Annotated in this window: 15 protein-coding genes; 2 read left to right on the top strand and 13 right to left on the bottom strand. The window is 67.4% G+C overall.

All coding sequences use genetic code 11. The features are described 5' to 3' along the window. Positions 1 to 20: 20 nt before the first annotated feature. Positions 21 to 464 (bottom strand): MarR family winged helix-turn-helix transcriptional regulator, encoded by a 444-nt coding sequence (locus tag H0264_RS16605; RefSeq protein ID WP_181584799.1) that lies wholly within the window; start codon positions 462 to 464, stop codon positions 21 to 23. 56 nt (positions 465 to 520) lie between these two features. Between H0264_RS16605 and H0264_RS16600 the strand changes: the two genes are divergently transcribed. Then, positions 521 to 1,558, top strand: coding sequence for a hypothetical protein (locus tag H0264_RS16600; RefSeq protein WP_181584798.1), 1,038 nt, complete (start codon positions 521 to 523; stop codon positions 1,556 to 1,558). A gap of 8 nt (positions 1,559 to 1,566) precedes the next feature. Here the strand turns inward: H0264_RS16600 and H0264_RS16595 are convergent, their stop codons facing one another. Beyond that, complete coding sequence (locus H0264_RS16595) at positions 1,567 to 2,103, bottom strand: TetR/AcrR family transcriptional regulator (RefSeq protein ID WP_181584797.1); 537 nt, start codon at positions 2,101 to 2,103, stop codon at positions 1,567 to 1,569. 77 nt (positions 2,104 to 2,180) lie between these two features. On the opposite strand from H0264_RS16595, the gene H0264_RS16590 reads away from it, so the two are divergent. After that, positions 2,181 to 2,594 carry an organic hydroperoxide resistance protein gene (locus tag H0264_RS16590; RefSeq protein ID WP_181584796.1) on the top strand — a complete coding sequence of 138 codons (414 nt, stop codon included), beginning with the start codon at positions 2,181 to 2,183 and terminating at the stop codon, positions 2,592 to 2,594. A 6-nt stretch (positions 2,595 to 2,600) separates the two neighbouring features. Here H0264_RS16590 and H0264_RS16585 read toward each other — a convergent pair whose 3' ends face one another. From H0264_RS16585 to murC, 11 genes are all read right to left on the bottom strand, one after another. Further along, positions 2,601 to 3,143, bottom strand: coding sequence for an NlpC/P60 family protein (locus H0264_RS16585; protein WP_181584795.1), 543 nt, complete (start codon positions 3,141 to 3,143; stop codon positions 2,601 to 2,603). A 478-nt stretch (positions 3,144 to 3,621) separates the two neighbouring features. Then, a complete protein-coding gene (gene ileS / locus H0264_RS16580) occupies positions 3,622 to 6,798 on the bottom strand; it encodes an isoleucine--tRNA ligase (RefSeq protein WP_181584794.1) in 3,177 nt (1,058 codons plus the stop codon). Between the two features lie 270 nt (positions 6,799 to 7,068). Continuing rightward, the gene (locus H0264_RS16575; protein ID WP_181584793.1) at positions 7,069 to 7,272 is read right to left on the bottom strand and encodes a hypothetical protein; all 204 of its coding nucleotides are present in this window, start codon (positions 7,270 to 7,272) and stop codon (positions 7,069 to 7,071) included. Between the two features lie 105 nt (positions 7,273 to 7,377). Then, the gene (wag31, locus tag H0264_RS16570; RefSeq protein ID WP_181584792.1) at positions 7,378 to 8,202 is read right to left on the bottom strand and encodes a DivIVA-like cell division protein Wag31; all 825 of its coding nucleotides are present in this window, start codon (positions 8,200 to 8,202) and stop codon (positions 7,378 to 7,380) included. A 71-nt stretch (positions 8,203 to 8,273) separates the two neighbouring features. Next, positions 8,274 to 8,576 (bottom strand): YggT family protein, encoded by a 303-nt coding sequence (locus H0264_RS16565; protein ID WP_181585602.1) that lies wholly within the window; start codon positions 8,574 to 8,576, stop codon positions 8,274 to 8,276. Positions 8,577 to 8,897: 321 nt separating this feature from the next. After that, positions 8,898 to 9,695, bottom strand: a complete 798-nt coding sequence (locus tag H0264_RS16560) for a cell division protein SepF (RefSeq protein ID WP_181584791.1) — start codon at positions 9,693 to 9,695, stop codon at positions 8,898 to 8,900. A gap of 106 nt (positions 9,696 to 9,801) precedes the next feature. Continuing rightward, positions 9,802 to 10,584, bottom strand: a complete 783-nt coding sequence (locus H0264_RS16555) for a YggS family pyridoxal phosphate-dependent enzyme (RefSeq protein ID WP_181584790.1) — start codon at positions 10,582 to 10,584, stop codon at positions 9,802 to 9,804. Beyond that, entirely contained in the window at positions 10,581 to 11,321 is a 741-nt protein-coding gene (gene pgeF / locus H0264_RS16550; protein WP_181584789.1) for a peptidoglycan editing factor PgeF, read from the bottom strand. Before pgeF ends, H0264_RS16555 begins: the two co-directional genes overlap by 4 nt. A 171-nt stretch (positions 11,322 to 11,492) precedes the next feature. Beyond that, the gene (ftsZ, locus tag H0264_RS16545) at positions 11,493 to 12,743 is read right to left on the bottom strand and encodes a cell division protein FtsZ (RefSeq protein ID WP_181584788.1); all 1,251 of its coding nucleotides are present in this window, start codon (positions 12,741 to 12,743) and stop codon (positions 11,493 to 11,495) included. 317 nt (positions 12,744 to 13,060) lie between these two features. Next, positions 13,061 to 13,882, bottom strand: coding sequence for a cell division protein FtsQ/DivIB (locus H0264_RS16540; protein WP_338040154.1), 822 nt, complete (start codon positions 13,880 to 13,882; stop codon positions 13,061 to 13,063). Positions 13,883 to 13,963: 81 nt separating this feature from the next. Then, the gene (murC, locus tag H0264_RS16535) at positions 13,964 to 15,409 is read right to left on the bottom strand and encodes a UDP-N-acetylmuramate--L-alanine ligase (protein WP_220140048.1); all 1,446 of its coding nucleotides are present in this window, start codon (positions 15,407 to 15,409) and stop codon (positions 13,964 to 13,966) included. Positions 15,410 to 15,468 lie beyond the last annotated feature (59 nt).

Here is a 15,468-nt window from a genome sequence, read left to right as displayed (position 1 = left end):
CGGCGAGACGCGCGCCAAGTCTATTCGTCAGAGGCGTTGTAGCGCAGGAGATATCGCGCCAACTGCGTCAAATCCGAATCGTCCCAATCGCGGAAGCGCAGGGCGAAGGCGGTCGCCCGGCTGCGGGCCGCCGCGTGCGCCGCGCGCTCCCCCTCCGGCGTGGCCCGCAGCACCTGATTGCGGCGATTGGCCGGATCCGCCGCGCGCGCCAGGTATCCCGACTTCTCCAGCGCCGCCACCTGCCGGCTCACCGTGGACTTGTCCAGGTGGAAATGCCCCGCCAGGTCGGCGGCCAGACAGCCGTCACGCTCGATGACCAGGTCGAGAATGCTCGACGCCACCAGCGACAGCTCCGGGTGCAGTTCGGTGGCTCGCCCCCGCGCGCGGCGGGCGAAGGCGGTGAGCTCGCGCTGTATGACCTCGATCGCCTCGGCCCGGTCCGGGAGTTCCGCTTCCGCATCCATGGTTGTATAGTACAACTTCGCTTGGTTGTATTTGCCAACTATTGAGAGAAGATTTCATGGCCTCGCATCAGATCCGGCACGTCGCCACCCACCTGCTCACCCCGCTGCTCATGTGCCTCGGCATGGGCCTGGCCTACCTGGGCGCGTTCCACCAGCCCGAACCCAACCATCTGGCGGTGGCGGTCGTGGGCGACAACCCACAGGCGATGGTGCTGGCGCAGACGCTGAAGGATCAGGGCGGCAAGGCCCTCGACGTGATCACCGTGCCGGACCGCGACGCGGCCGTGGCGCAACTGAAGAACCGCGACCTCGCGGGCGCGTTCGTCCCCGACGCCCAGCACCCGGAACTGCTTGTCGCCAAGGCCGGTTCGGACACCACCGCCATGGCCACCGAGCTGGTATTCCAGCAGGTCACCGACAAACAGGGCGTGGCGCTCACGGTCACCGACGTCACCTCGCCCGCGTCCGGCGACCCGACCGCGCAGGGCATCTTCTTCCTGCTGGTGGCGCTGAGCATCGGCTCCTACGGCTCGGTCGCGGCCATCGGCGCGGCGGGCGCGGGGCTGCCCATGTGGATTCGCGCCCTGTTCGGGCTGGTCACCTCGTTCATCGTGAGCCTCATCGGCCTCGCCGTCGCCGGACCGGTCTTCCACGTGGTCGACCACGACCTCGGCGCGGTGTGGGCCATGTCGTGGCTGTACTCGGCCGGCGTGCTGGCCATCGGCATCGGCCTGCACACCTACCTGCAACGCTGGACCACCCTGGCCATGATGGTGCTGTTCGTCATGCTGAACTTCACCAGCTCCGGCGGCGTCTACAGCCCGTGGCTGCAGAACGACTTCTTCGGGACACTGCACGGATTCTGGAACGGCGCGGGCTTCATGGAGGGCGCGCGCAGCCTGCTGTACTTCGACGGCGCGGGATTCGGCAGCCGCATCCTGAGCCTGGTGCTGTGGTTCGCGGCGGGCCTGCTGCTCATCGCCCTCGCCGGACGCACTGAAAAGCGCCGCGCCGCAACGGCTCCCCGGCAGGCCGTCCACCCCGATGCCCGCGCGGCCGCGGAGGAGGAGATGGAGGAATCGGTCGGCGTCTGACCGAGGGCCTACTTCGCCAAGTGCGCCAGGGCGGTTCGAATACCGGCTCGGACGGTTTCGCTGTCGCCGACGCCGCCACTGAGAGCAACTCCGTCCCGAGTGAGCAGCAGCGCGCGGGCCGTGCCGTCCGGATCCGGATGCCCGTCCTGGCGCAGCCGTTCGGCCATGAGATCGCGGAACCAGCCGCGGTAGTCGTCGACGATCGCCCGCACCGCGTGGTCCGGATTCGGGAACTCCACCGCCGCGTTCAGGAACGGGCAGCCACGAAACCCCGGGCCGCAGCTCAATTCGCCGAGCCGCTCGAAGATGGCGGTGATGGACTCGGCCCCCTCGCCCGGCACGGCCTCGAGCACGCCCTTCTGCCGGGCGTATTCGCGCGTGAGGTAGGCGACGACCAGGTCGTCCTTGGTCTTGAAGTGCCGGTAGAAGGTGGCCTTGGCAATGGCCGCCTCGGCGATGATGCGGTCGATGCCCACGGTGTGAATGCCCTCGGCATAGAACAGCCGGGTGGCCGTGTCCAGGAGGCGTTCGCGGGCTTCGCTCATGCCCTTGACTCTAGCAGACAGATCTGTCTACCCTTGGCGTCAGACGTGAACAGACAAGTCTGTCTAGGAGGAACGCCATGACCACACTCTTCACCTCGTCCGCCACCTCGGTCGGCCGCGAAGGCCGCTCCGTCAGCTCCGACGGCTACCTCGACCTGAAGCTGGCCCAGCCCAAGGCCGTCGGCGGCACCGGCGACGGCACCAACCCGGAGCAGCTCTTCGCCATGGGCTACTCGGCGTGTTTCGCCAGCGCGCTGCAGGTCGTGGCCCGCACCCAGAAGGCCGACCTGGGCGACACCTCGGTCACCGCCGACGTCAGCCTGAACAAGGACGACGAGACCGGCTTCGGCATCTCCGTGGTGCTGCGCGTGGAACTGCCCGAGCACCTGCAGAACGAAACCGGCCGCGCCCTGGTCGAGGCCGCCCACCAGGTGTGCCCCTACTCCAAGGCCACCCGCGGCAATATCCCCGTGGAACTGGTTGTGGAGTAACGAGATTCAGTAGAAGCGGCGAATGTCGTAGATCTCGAACTGGGACAGCGGAGTGAAGCCCACCGGCACGCCCCAGTCGTACGCATTGAGGATCTGCCCGAACCCGGCGTAGATGCCCACGTGCGAGGCATCCCCGTTCAAGATCACGACATCGCCGGGCTGCAGCGCGTGGAACGGGACCTCGAGCCCCGAATCCACCTGCAGCCAGGTGGTTCTGGGCAGATTGATACCCACCTGCCGATAGGCCCACTGCACCAGGCCGGAGCAGTCCCAGGCGTCCGGCCCGGTGCCACCCCACTCGTAGGGCTTTCCGATCTGCGTGGAAGCCACCGCCAGCGCGGCGACCGCCCGGGGACTGGTGACCGGCAGCTGCGCCGAACCGCTCGCGCTGCCGGAGAACGATCCGGTGGCGCTGCCGGAGGAGGCGCTGCCGGTGCCGCTGCCGGTGTCCGCGGCGGCGGCACCCACCCACAGGGGTGCGGCCAGGGTCAGTGCGACGGTGATCGTGGTGAGGAATCTGGCGGTACGACGAATCCAGCGACTGCTCATACAACTCGCCCTTCAGGTGTGGCACACCACCCGACGAGCCGATTGGCGACAGCACAGCAAACTCTCCTGTGCGGGATGAACCACTTCCCCATGGCATCCACACCGGTACGACTTGCCTGGCAGTGCACTTTTCTATCAGTTGCGTCGATCAGCAGAACACGCAAGCTCAACCTGACGTTGATAGTTGCTGGCGCATAACTGTTGTATCGCAGGCAACAGCAGCCACACAAGAGCCAACACGTCGCACGCGGGTGTTGGCCACGCCACTGCCGGCCCAACACCGCCCTCGTCATTCCGGCATGTTCTTGGCCGGAATCCACACCGCCCTCGTCATTCCGGCATGTTCTTGGCCGGAATCCACAGAGATGGGGCGCTGTCGCTGTGTCGATCCCGGCCAAAAGCACGCCGGGATGACGAGTGCTGGTACAGCCGAAGGGCGGGGCCGCAGTGGCCCCGCCCTTCGGTGTTCGCTCGATCGTCAGTTCTTGCTGATCGACACCTTCACGCCGCCCACGATCTCGGCGGCATCCGCGCCCGCGTCACCGAAAGTCAGTGCGGTGGCGAGGATTTCACCGGCGATGAGGTCCCTGTGCGTCTGCGCCCAGGCCAGGCGCTCGGCCGGGACGTCGAGGACCACGGTGATGCGGTCGGAGACGTCGAGACCCGTGGACTTGCGGGTTTCCTGCAGGTCGCGGATGAGGTCGCGGGCCCAGCCCTCGGCCTCCAGCTCCTCGGTGACCACCGAGTTCAACACCACCAGCCCGGAGTTGCCGGGCAGGGCGGCGGTGGACTCGGGTTCGGCGGCCACCAGGCGCTGGGTGTACTCCTCGGGCAGCAGGGCGATGCCCGCGGCGGTGACGGTGCCGTCGGCGGCCTCACTCCACTCCCCGGCCTTGACCGCCTTGATGACCGTCTGCACCTCCTTGCCGATGCGCGGACCGGCGGCGCGGGCGTTCACGACCAGTTCGAAGCGGCCGTGCGCGGCCACATCGGTGGTGAGGTCGACCTTCTTGACGTTCACCTCGTCGGCGATCAGCTCGACGAACGGGGCGAGCCGCTCGGCGTCGGCCGCGGCCACGGTGACCTCCGAAAGCGGCAGGCGCACACGGAGATTCTGCGCCTTGCGCAGCGACAGCACCGTGGAGCAGACCGTGCGCACCTCATCCATGGCCGACACCAGCTCGGCGTCGTGCGGCAGGTCGGACGCGGCCGGCCAGTCGGCCAGGTGCACCGAGCGGCCGCCGGTGAGACCCCGCCAGATCACCTCGGTGATGAGCGGAAGCAGCGGCGCCGCAAGGCGAGTCGTCACCTCGAGCACGGTGTGCAGGGTGTCGATGGCATCGCGGTCCTCCTCCCAGAACCGCGAACGCGACCGGCGCACATACCAATTGGTCAGCGCGTCGGCGAACGAGCGCAGCTCGTCGCACGCGCCCGCGATGTCGTAGGTCTCCAGCGCCTCGGTCATCACGTCGCGGGTCTGCGCCAGCTTCGCGAGGATGTAGCGATCCAGCACATGCTGCGAATCCGTGCGCCAGGTACCGGGTTTCGAAGCGTACAGCTGCAGGAAGGTCCAGGCGTTCCACAGCGGCCGCAGCGCGTGGCTGACACCCTCGCGGATGCCGCGCTCGGTGACGATCAGGTTGCCGCCGCGCAGGATCGGCGAGGCCATGAGGAACCAGCGCATGGCGTCGGAGCCGTCACGGTCGAAGACCTCGTTGACGTTCGGGTAGTTGCCCTTGGACTTGGACATCTTGAGCCCGTCGTCGCCGAGCACGATGCCGTGCGCCGCAACGGTTTTGAACGCCGGACGGTCGAACAGCGCGGTGGCCAGCACGTGCAGGGTGTAGAACCAGCCGCGGGTCTGGCCGTTGTACTCGACGATGAAGTCGCCCGGATTGTGGCCCGGGACCGGGTTGCCGTTCTCGTCGCCGTGGCCGCCGTCGAACCAGTTCTTGTTCTCGAACGGGTAGTGCACCTGCGCGAAGGGCATGGAGCCCGATTCGAACCAGCAGTCCAGCACCTCGGGGGTGCGCCGCATCATCGACTTCCCGGTCGGGTCATCGGGATTCGGCCGCACCAGCTCGTCGATCATGGGCCGGTGCAGGTCGGTCGGGCGCACGCCGAAGTCACGCTCGAGCTCGTCGAGCGAACCGTAGACGTCGATGCGCGGGTACTCCGGATTGTCCGAAACCCACACGGGGATGGGCGAACCCCAGTACCGGTTGCGGCTGATGTTCCAGTCGCGCGCGCCTTCGAGCCACTTGCCGAACTGGCCGTCGCGGATGTGCTCGGGCACCCAGGTGATCTGCTGGTTGAGCTCCACCATGCGGTCGCGGAACTTGGTGACCGCCACGAACCAGGACGGCACCGCCATGTAGATCAGCGGCTGACCGGAACGCCAGCTGTGCGGGTAGGAGTGCTCGATGGTCTCGTGCCGCAGCAGCTTTCCGGCCGCCTTGAGGTCCTTGATGATGACCGGGTTGGCGTCGAACACCATGAGGCCCTCGTACGGCGGCACCATGGAGGTGAACTTGCCGCCCGCGTCGAGCGGCTGCACCAGTTCGATGCCGGCGGCCGAGGCCACGTCCATATCCTCTTCACCGAAGGCCGGGGCGAGGTGGACGATGCCGGTGCCGGAGTCGGTGGTCACGTAGTCGGCGTTGAGCACGCGGTGCGCGTTCGGATGACCGGCGAAGAAGTCGAACGGCGGCGCGTAGCGCAGATCCTTCAGCGCCGCGCCCGAGTGCTCGGACAGCACGGTGGGCTCCTCGCCCAGCTCGCGGGTGTAGTTCGAGACGCGTTCGGCGGCAAGCAGGTAGCGCTTGCCGTCCTTGCCCTCGACGTGCGCGTAGGTGACGTCCGGGTGCACGGCGATGGCGAGGTTGGACGGCAGGGTCCACGGCGTGGTGGTCCAGATGAGCGCGTTCGCGCCGTCGAGGGCGGCCAGCGGATGCTCGGCCGGCACGCTCAGCACCATGTCGACGGTAACCGCCGGATCCTGGCGCATCTTGTACGCGTCGTCCAGGCGCGTCTCCTGATTCGACAGCGGTGTCTGCTCGTACCAGCTGTAGGGCAGCACGCGGAAGCCCTGATAGATCAGACCCTTGTCGTACAGCGACTTGAACGCCCACATGACCGACTCCATGAAGTCGAGGTCGAGGGTTTTGTAGTCGTTGTCGAAGTCGACCCAGCGCGCCTGGCGGGTCACATAGTTGCGCCACTCATTGGTGTAGCGCAGCACCGAGGATTTGCACGCGGCATTGAATTCCGCGAGGCCCATCTCCTCGATCTGTGATTTGTCCGTGATACCGAGCTGCTTCTCGGCTTCGATTTCCGCGGGCAGGCCGTGAGTATCCCAGCCGAAACGGCGCTCGACCTTCTTCCCGCGCATCGTTTGAAATCGTGGGATCAAATCCTTCACATAACCGGTGAGGAGATGACCGTAATGCGGCAGGCCGTTCGCGAACGGCGGGCCGTCGTAGAAGACGAATTCCTCTGCATCGGAACGGTTCTCGATGCTGGCACGGAAGGTGTCGTCGGCGGCCCAGTAGGCGAGGACCCGCTGTTCCAGCGCAGGGAAGGACACCTGGCCGCTGCCGGCCTGGTTCAGATCGACGCGGGGGTACGCGTCGCGGGCTGTGGTCTCGTCCGCCATGGCGGCCTCTCAGTCTCCTCGTGCCGAAAACCCTTGGCACGGGGACGATTCCGACGCGGGTGCGTCGTGACCGCGGTACCACCCCGCTTGCCCGGCGAGAACTGCCGGACCGCTTCGTTGCGAGCTGTGACGGGCTCACCCGTTCGGTTCTAGTGAGCAGCGCGAGCTGCCGTTCTTCCGAAGACTCCCCGGTGATGGCCGGATCAACGTCGTAAAGCTACTTCGATTCTAGCCAGAGCAGTCCAGCGGATATTCCCTGGACCCTCTGCCTCAGTGTTTCATGTGCCTGCCGCCCGGATGCGATTGCGAGTCTTCGTCGTCCTCGCGCAGCGACAACGCGCTCGTCAGCAGCAGCACCGCCCCGATGACGCAGACGATGATGCAGCCCCACGCCCAGATCACCGAACCGGTGGTCAGGGCCGTCACGAGCAGTCCGAAGCCGATAGCAGCGAGAACAAGCGTCACCACGAGCATGAGGACCCACCCCTCGTGCTGGATCGGTGGCGGCGCCGCGCTGCCCGCCTATGAACTTCTCGGAACTGTTGGACCAGCGCGGCACCAATGGCCGTATCTACGACTTTACTTGCCGCCCTTGAGAAGTGCGCCGTTGCCGGCCGCTTCCCCACCGAATTCGCCGCCGTCGACCGGCACCGCGGAACCACGGTTCTCCAGCTCCTCCAGCTGCGACTCGAGGTAGGACTTCAGGCGCACCCGGTACTCGCGCTCGAAGGTCTTGAGCTGCTCGATCCGGCTCTCCAGCACACTGCGCTGCTGGGTGATGGTGGCCATGATCTCGGTGTGCTTGCGCTCGGCGTCGGCCTGCAGGGCGTCGGCCTTCTCCTTGGCCTGGCGCAGCTGGGAGTCGCTGCGGGTCTGCGCGTCCGACAGCATGGCTTCCGCCTTCTGGCGGGCGTCGGCGATCATGGCCTCGGAGCGGGTGCGCGCATCGCTGACCAGTCGCTCCGAGTTCGCTCTGGCATTGGCCAGCAACTGCTCGGCTTCGGTCTTGGCGTCGGAGGTGAGGCGGTCGGCCATCTCCTGAGCCAGCGAAAGGACCTTGGCGGCCTGCAGATTCGCATCCGCGGAAGGGGCCTCGGCCTTGACCGGCATGGGCGCCGGGGCGGGCATCGGCTGCGGCGGCGCGGGCGGTGCGGCCTTCACGGGCTCGGGCACCGGCGGCTGCTTCACCTGCTGAACCGGACCCCGGTTCTTCTTCGCGTCGGCCAGCTCGGCGTCCAATTCGGCAACGCGCTGGCGAAGATCCGCGTTCTCCTCGATGAGGCGTGAGAGCTCCTGCTCGACCAGGTCGAGGAAGGCGTCGACTTCGTCCTCGTTGTATCCGCGCTTCCCGATCGGTGGTTTGCTGAACGCGACGTTATGAACATCAGCGGGGGTCAGCGGCATGGAACGATCCCTTCACGCTTCGTTGGAGATCTAGCGGTAGATCTGGGCAAGCTTTCTTTGGGCCCATTCTGTCACACCTGAGCTACCGACTGCCCGAGCGAGCCGGTGATCGACATCAGGATGAAGACGATGAATAGCAGGACCATAATCGACAGATCGAGCCGAATTCCCCCAAGATTCACTGGGGGTATCAAACGCCTCAGGAGTTTCACTGGCGGGTCGGTGATCGTGAAGATCACCTCCAGCACGATCACGACGAAGCCGGTCGGCCGCCAGTCGCGCGCGAAGCTGCGAATGAACTCGACGATGACTCGGCTGATCAGCAGCAGCCAGAAGAGGAACAGCAGTAGGTTCAACACCTGGAACAGGGCCACGTCGTTCACTCTGCCTCAGAATCGGTGCCTTGCAAAATAGGACGCGGGATCGCGCCGCTCACAAAGCGGTTTCGACGGCTCTGAATCGGGTACCGGCGGGTGAACGCCACAAAGTAGCCAAGAGGCCTGAACAAGCCAGACACGCGATACTCCCCCTGCATCCCCCGCCGCTCCCCAGCGGCAATCTTTCTTCCGAACCAACCCCCGCCCGGACCCACCCTCGTCATCCCGGCATGCTTTTTGGCCGGGATCCACACCCTCAGTGCGGCAACCTGTTTCGATGGATTCCGGCCAAGGACATGCCGGAATGACGAGGGGACCCTACTTCTGGTTGTAGAAGCCGGTTTCGGCGATCCGGCGGCGTTCCTCGGCGGAGACGTCCACATCGGCCGGCGACAGCAGGAACACCTTGGTGGCGACCTTGTCGAACGAACCGCGCAGGGCGAAGGCGAGACCCGCGGCGAAGTCCACCAGACGGCGGGCATCGGCATTGCTCATCTCGACCAGATCCATGATCACCGGGGTGCCGTCGCGGAAACGCTCGCCGATGATGGCGGCCTCCGCGTACGTCCGCGGACGCAGCGTCGTGATCTTGGACAAGGGGCCTCCGTCCTCGAAGATCTGAGAACGGCGGGGCGCCTGCTCGATTCGGCGCTCCTCCATTCGCAGCTCTTCCATGCGCCGCTCGGCCTCCGGGTCCACCGCGAGCGCGCCGCGCGTGGTGCCGCGCACCATGGGCGCGGAGCCACCCAGGCCGCGGGTGCGGCTGGAGGGCGCGGTGTCGATGCGGGTGGGACGACGCGGGGCGTCGTAGCGGTCACGCTCGAGCCGCTCGTCCTCGTACCGGTCGTCGGCGTAGTCGTCGCGACGCGAGGCGGCGCTGTAACCCGGCTTGTAGGGGGCCTTGTACGACGGCTCGTAGGCCGGCTCGTCGTCGTAGCGGTCACCGCGCTCGTGCTCGTACCGGTCGTAGTCGCGTTCGGCGTAGGACCGGGGGCGGCGCTGACCGCGTTCATCGGTGCTCCGGGGCGCGGGTCCGCGGTCGTCGACGTAATCGTCTTCGTAATCCTCGAGCGGAACCATCCCGAAGTACGCCTTGAACTTGTGCAGCGTGCTCATTCTGGTCGACCTTCCTTCGGCCCCGGTTGGCCTGGGGGTGTTGTCCTGCTCAGACCTCGTCTGTCACCAAGCATATGTTTCAAATGTGACTGATGAGGTTTCTTTGCTACTCGGAGGTTATCGGTCGCGCGCCCATCAACGCCGTACCGACACGCACGCATGTGGATCCGTGGCGGATCGCGGCCTCGAGATCCCCCGACATGCCCGCCGACAGCTCCGCGGCCTCGGGATGCGCGGCCAATAGATAGGAGTGGATGGACTGCAGCTGAGCGAACGCCGCTTCGGGATCGGATTCCAGCGGCGGGATCGCCATCAAGCCTCCGAGCTGCAGTGATGCCGAACCAGCGACATGATCGGCGAGCGCCGGAAGGTCGGCCGCGGTGACGCCGCCGCGCGCGGTGTCACCGTCGAGACTGACCTGCAGCAGCACGCGCAAGGGGGTGTGGCGCTCCCCCGCCTCCAGGGCGGCCTCGGCAGCCGTGTCCAGGGTGGTTGCCAACCGATCACTGTCCACCGAATAGACGGTATCCGCCCAGCGTGCAACGTGTTTCGCTTTATTGCGCTGCAGGCGGCCGATGAATTCCCAGCGTATCTGGGACAGGTGTCCCAGCTGCGCCACCTTGGCGCTGGCCTCCTGCTCGCGGGACTCACCGAACTCGCGACGGCCCAGCCCATAGAGGATCTCGATATCCGAGGCCGGGAAGAACTTGGTCACCGGGAGCAGGCGCACCGTGCCCGGATCGCGGTCCGCGGCCCGGCACGCTGCGTGGATGCGATCGTTCAGGGCGGCCAGCGACGCGGACAGTTCCGCGACGCGCTCGGGCGCCCCCGTGACGCGCGCCACCCCGGCCCGATCGGAACCGGTTGCGGCGGTGGGAGTCTCGGTCATTCTGCGATTCCTTCGGATGACATCCAAATCACACCGGCGAGTCGCCCCGTCGGCGCGCCGCGCCGGTGACTGAACAGGGTCTTGTCCTCGATGGTGCACCGCGGATCCACCGCCACCGCCCCGACACCGGCCGCCTCGAGCTGCCGGCGAATGCCCGCGCGCAGATCCAACCCCGGCGTCCCCTTGGCCGTGGTGGTGGCACTGCCCGGCAGATGCGCCTCGACATCGGCGCGCATGGCCGCCGGAACCTCGTACTGCCGCCCACTCGCGGCCGGTCCGAGGAAGGCCCCGATGCGCTCGGCCCGCGCCCCCACCGAGATCATGGCCTCCAGCACCCGCGGCACGATCCCGATCCGCGCTCCGATGCGCCCCGCATGCACCGCCGCGATGACCCCGGCTTCGTCGTCCGACAGCAGAATCGGCACACAGTCGGCGGTCAACACCACCAGCGCCAGATTCCGCTGCGTGGTCACCAGCGCATCCGTGGCGGGCACCGCCTCATCCCGCGGCCCGTCCACGATCTCCACATTCCGCCCGTGGATCTGCTCCATCCAGATCAACTGCCGAGGCGGCAGCCCGATGCTCTCGGCCAGCCGAACTCGATTGCGCCGCACCGCCTCCGGATCATCCCCCACATGATCCCCGAGGTTGAACGAGTCATAAGGCGCCCCGGAGAACCCACCCGCCCGAGTCGTCACCACACGCCTGGTCCGGAAAACCGGTGCCGCAGAAGTCATACCCCCGAGAGTAGTAGCCACTCCCCGGCAACCCCACACCCCAACCCTGCACCGCACAGCTCGGATCGGGGCTGTGGGGTGGGGGGATCGGGCCGTGGGGTCACGGGGTGCCGACAAAGCGATTGCGCCCGCTCCGGAATCCGGAACGGGCGCAATCGGGTTCGGGGGTGCTTACCGCCGCATGAAGGACGGGACGTCTACATCGTCGTCGTCGGGGGGCTCGATGTGGGAGCGGCTGTTGGAGGAGACCGTGGGGTCCAGGGCCGGGCGGTGCGACTCGTAGGAGGGAGCCGGGATGCGCGAGGGCTGCTGGGCCGGGGCCGGGTCCGGGGTGCGGGCCGGGGCGGGTTCGGGGGCGCGGGCGGAGCTGAACTCGCTGGGGCGGTTGACCTCTCCGGCGGTCGCGCGGGCGGTGCCGGTGGTGGTGCTGCTGAAGGTGGAGCGGCCCACGGTGGGTTCGATGCGGCGCGCCGGGGTGCCGCCGTCGAAGCCGGCGGCGATGACGGTCACGCGGACCTCGTCGCCGAGGGAGTCGTCGATGACCGTTCCGAAGATGATGTTGGCCTCGATGTGCGCGGCCTCCTGCACCAGCGAGGCGGCCTCGTTGATCTCGAAGAGGCCGAGGTCCGAGCCGCCGGCGATGGAGAGCAGCACGCCGTGGGCGCCGTCCATGGAGGCTTCCAGCAGCGGCGAGTTGATCGCGGCCTCAGCGGCTTTCACCGAGCGGCCTTCTCCCCTGGCGGACCCGATGCCCATGAGGGCCGAGCCCGCGCCGGACATGACGGACTTGACGTCCGCGAAGTCGACATTGATCAGGCCGGGGGTGGTGATCAGGTCGGTGATGCCCTGAACACCGTTGAGCAGCACCTCGTCCGCCGAGCGGAAGGCGTCCATGAGCGAGACCGCCGCGTCGCCCAGCTGGAGCAGCCGGTCGTTCGGGATGACGATGAGGGTGTCGCAGGATTCGCGCAGCGCCTGGATGCCGGCCTCGGCCTGGCCGCTGCGGCGCTTGCCCTCGAAGGAGAACGGCCGCGTGACCACACCGATGGTGAGCGCGCCGAGCTTGCGGGCGATCTGCGCGACGACCGGTGCGCCACCGGTGCCGGTGCCACCGCCCTCACCGGCGGTCACGAACACCATGTCCGCGCCCTTGAGGACCTCTTCGATCTCGTCCTTGTGGTCCTCGGCGGCCTTGCGGCCGACCTCCGGGTCGGCGCCGGCGCCGAGACCACGCGTGAGTTCGCGGCCCACATCGAGTTTCACGTCGGCGTCCGACATGAGCAGCGCCTGCGCGTCGGTGTTGACCGCGATGAACTCGACTCCCTTGAGTCCCTGTTCGATCATTCGGTTGACGGCGTTCACGCCGCCGCCGCCGATACCGACGACCTTGATCACAGCAAGGTAGTTGTGCGGGGGCGTCATGGTCGCTCGCCTTCCTTCGATCCAAAAAGCTTGTCGTCTTCGGAAACTCGGCACCGCGCGTACGCCATGGTCTCGGTCCGATAAACCCTCAACCATAGGTTTAGCGTTATGTCAAGTATCCGACTGTTGCGGAACGCTATTCGCAGCCACCGCGTTACCCACGCAGGCGCGCCGAAACGAGTGTCAGAATCTTGTGTGATTCACCTCGTACGAACCACCTGGCATCGTATCGTGATCGGTTGCCCTCCGGTGCCGTGATGGAACCGGAGACGTCCCGGCAAAGCCACCGAAATTTCCGCTGGCTCAATGGGTATCGCTCACTTTACCGTCACCAGATTAGGACTCGAAATATCGAACACCTTGCCGTCTTGTGTCAGCAGGGGTTCGACCACCGCCGCTTTACGCTGCGAATCGTTCACCCCGCCCCACAGCACTGTACGGCCGTCGCGCAACTCGAGGGCAATATCCGAAACCGAACGGGCCACAACCTGTCCCACCAGCAGGCGCAGCCCCGGCGGCACCGCGGTGATGACGGTGATGGCGGCCTTGGTGGCCGGATCGCCGCCACCCGGGGACACCGTGATCAGTTGCGGGACACCCGGGGGCGCGGGTTCGATCGCGAATTCCACGCTGTCGCAATCGAGCAGGTGTGGGCCCTGCGGACTGTCGAAGTACAGCACCGGCACCCGCTCCTCGACCGTCACCCGCACGCTGGACGGGAAAACCCGCTGCACGCGGGCCGATCGGACCTTGGGTAGCTCGGCCACGCGATGCGCCATGGCGGTGGTGTCGATCCGCAGCATGGACAGGCCGTCCGGTACCTGAAGCGCCTCGAGCACCTGGGTTTCCGGCACCGCCGCCAAACCGTCCACGCGCACCGTGCGCACGGACAGCACCGGCGAGAACCACCCGACCAGTCCCAGTGCCAGCAGGACAACGAAACCGACCGCCAGGCCGATGCGGACCTTGCCGGACCGGAGCATGCCGCCCAGCCGGAATGTATTGCTCAGCCGGAATGTGTTGCTCAGCCGCGAATCTCGCGCGCCCCGGCCGCGCCGCAACCGGGCCCGCCGGGCCGCGGCGGCCGATGCGGCCGCACCCGAATCACCCGGCTCGTCGTACCGCTCGTCCTCGGCCACACTCGAACCGGACGCCCGGCCCGAGCCGCGTCGCTTCGCTCCTGCCGAATCCTCTGCTCCCCCACCCGAGCTCATGTCCGCTCACCGCCCGTGGGACGGCCGCGCGCGCAGCCCGTCGAGGATCTGCCCGCCCAGCATGGTCACATCGCCCGCGCCCATGGTGATCACGACATCACCCGGCCGCGCCAGCGAACCCACCTGTTTGCCGACCCGCGACATATCCGGCTGGTAGTGCACGGGTTTGGTGACGGCACTGGCCACCAGCGCCCCGTTCACCCCGGGCAGCGGCTCCTCGCGCGCGCCGTACACATCGAGCACCACGACCTCGTCGGCCAGCGACAGCGCGTCACCGAACTCGGTCGCGAAAGTGGCGGTGCGGCTGTACAAGTGCGGCTGGAAGACCACGATCACCCGGCCCGGCCGCGAGCGTGCGCCATCGCGCGCCTCCTGCGCCACCAGCTCGGCGGCGGCCGAGAGCACCGCGCGCACCTCGGTCGGATGGTGCGCGTAGTCGTCGAACACGCGCACGCCGTTCTCCCGCCCGGTGAGCTGGAAACGCCGGTGCACCCCGCCGAAACCTTCGAGCCCCTGGATGATTTCGCCGACCTCGGCCCCGGCGGCGCGGGCGGCCAGCAGCGCGCCGAGCGCGTTCAGAGCCATGTGCTTGCCCGGCACCGACAGTCGCACGGTGCGCGCGGCGGGTTCGTCGGCGAGCTGGAAGACGGCCACGCCGCCCACATCCCGCGGTTCGAACGACTGCAGCTGCGCCCCGATCGGCACGCCGGCCGCGCTGAGGTCGCCGGAGCCGTAACCGATCACCTCGATACCGCGCGGATCATCGGCCAGCCGGGCCACGGTCCGCTCGGCCAAACCCAGCGAGCCCGGATCGTCCAGGCACACCACGAGCTTGCCGCCGGGCTGCAGCCGATCCACGAAATCGTCGAAGACCTGGATGTAGGCCTCGTCCGAACCGAAGAAGTCCAGATGATCGGATTCGATATTGGTGACCACAGCGACATCCGGCGCGTACTGCAGCAGCGACCCGTCACTCTCGTCGGCCTCGGCCACGAAGATCCCGCCGGTGCCGTGATGCGCATTGGTGCCGGCCTCGTTGAGCTCGCCGCCGACCGCGAAGGACGGATCGAAACCGCAGTGCTGCAACGCCACCACCAGCATCGAGGTGGTGGAGGTCTTGCCGTGCGTCCCCGACACCAGCAGCGTCTTGTGCCCCTGCATGAGCGAGGCCAGCACGGTCGGCCGCAGCAGCACCGGCACGCCGCGCTCGTGCGCCGCGACCAGTTCCGGATTGGTCTTGGGGATGGCCGCGTAGGTGGTCACCACCGCGGTCGGGCCGCCGGGCAGCAGGTCCAGGGCGCTCGCGTCGTGGCCGATGCGCACCTGCGCGCCGCGCGCCCGCAGTGCCAGCACGCCCCGGCTCTCCTTGGCGTCCGAGCCGGACACCATGCCGCCGCGGGACAGCAGGATCCGCGCGATGCCGGACATGCCCGCACCGCCGATGCCGATCATGTGCACCCGCTGCAGTTCCTCAGGGAGATCCGTCTGCTGTTCGGCAGCCTGCGGCTCCA

This window comes from Nocardia huaxiensis, from assembly GCF_013744875.1.
Taxonomy (GTDB): Bacteria; Actinomycetota; Actinomycetes; order Mycobacteriales; family Mycobacteriaceae; genus Nocardia; species Nocardia huaxiensis.
The sequence above is the reverse complement of the archived record's forward strand: the minus strand, read 5'-3'. Positions and strand labels throughout refer to the sequence as shown.

Coding starts and splice junctions, on each gene's coding strand:
- H0264_RS16600 (WP_181584798.1), top strand. CDS start 521: ATGGCCTCGCATCAGATCCGGCACGTCGCCACCCACCTGCTCACCCCG.
- H0264_RS16585 (WP_181584795.1), bottom strand. CDS start 3,143: ATGAGCAGTCGCTGGATTCGTCGTACCGCCAGATTCCTCACCACGATC.
- H0264_RS16590 (WP_181584796.1), top strand. CDS start 2,181: ATGACCACACTCTTCACCTCGTCCGCCACCTCGGTCGGCCGCGAAGGC.
- H0264_RS16560 (WP_181584791.1), bottom strand. CDS start 9,695: ATGAGCACGCTGCACAAGTTCAAGGCGTACTTCGGGATGGTTCCGCTC.
- wag31 (WP_181584792.1), bottom strand. CDS start 8,202: ATGCCGCTGACCCCCGCTGATGTTCATAACGTCGCGTTCAGCAAACCA.
- murC (WP_220140048.1), bottom strand. CDS start 15,409: ATGATCGGCATCGGCGGTGCGGGCATGTCCGGCATCGCGCGGATCCTG.
- H0264_RS16595 (WP_181584797.1), bottom strand. CDS start 2,103: ATGAGCGAAGCCCGCGAACGCCTCCTGGACACGGCCACCCGGCTGTTC.
- pgeF (WP_181584789.1), bottom strand. CDS start 11,321: ATGACTTCTGCGGCACCGGTTTTCCGGACCAGGCGTGTGGTGACGACT.
- H0264_RS16555 (WP_181584790.1), bottom strand. CDS start 10,584: ATGACCGAGACTCCCACCGCCGCAACCGGTTCCGATCGGGCCGGGGTG.
- ileS (WP_181584794.1), bottom strand. CDS start 6,798: ATGGCGGACGAGACCACAGCCCGCGACGCGTACCCCCGCGTCGATCTG.
- ftsZ (WP_181584788.1), bottom strand. CDS start 12,743: ATGACGCCCCCGCACAACTACCTTGCTGTGATCAAGGTCGTCGGTATC.
- H0264_RS16605 (WP_181584799.1), bottom strand. CDS start 464: ATGGATGCGGAAGCGGAACTCCCGGACCGGGCCGAGGCGATCGAGGTC.
- H0264_RS16575 (WP_181584793.1), bottom strand. CDS start 7,272: ATGCTCGTGGTGACGCTTGTTCTCGCTGCTATCGGCTTCGGACTGCTC.